This window comes from Alphaproteobacteria bacterium, from assembly GCA_025800285.1.
GTDB lineage: Bacteria > Pseudomonadota > Alphaproteobacteria > JAOXRX01 > JAOXRX01 > JAOXRX01.
In genome coordinates, this window is sequence record JAOXRX010000071.1 from 1 (window position 1) to 585 (window position 585).

General features: G+C 28.5%; 1 protein-coding gene. It reads left to right on the forward strand.

Translation table 11 applies throughout. The annotated features are described in order from the left end of the window. Positions 1–421 (forward strand): hypothetical protein (locus tag OIF36_04235; GenBank protein MCV6599666.1); only part of this gene is annotated, 421 nt, incomplete at its 5' end. Positions 422–585: the final 164 nt, after the last annotated feature.

Sequence of the window (585 nt, forward strand, 5' to 3'; positions counted from 1 at the left end):
GACAACCAAAAACAAAATCCATTCTTGTATTAATGATACTTTCAAATTATCATCTAATGATACAACTTTAAGAAGATGCCATCTTGAAGTTGGAAACGGTAATGATTATCCATGTCTTCATTACACACCAACAGAAGATACTTCAAGAGTCTTTCGTGATTTAATGAAATATGTTAATGCAAATAACGATCTCCAAGGAGGAACACTTCTGAATATTTCAAATTACAAAAGCTTGTATCCTTTCCTTTATTTTGATTTGACAAAACAAAAAACAGACATAAAAGATGGCTTTACAAGACTGGCTTTCCACTATGAACTATCTGCTGTTACAGCAGAAAATTATGTTATTTACAGTATTATTCTACATGAAGAAGAAGCAGAAATAGAAAAACAAGGAGGAAAACTTTTGTTGAGAGGTTAAATACTTTTCAAATAATTATATTAAATTTAATATAATTATTAAATAAATCATGACGACTTATTTTGAATATAGTGTAAATTTGACAGATAATCAAAAAAGAAGTTTAGCTTCAGCCATAAATAACCGAACTCCATTAACTTTGAGAATAACACATTCCAATCTCT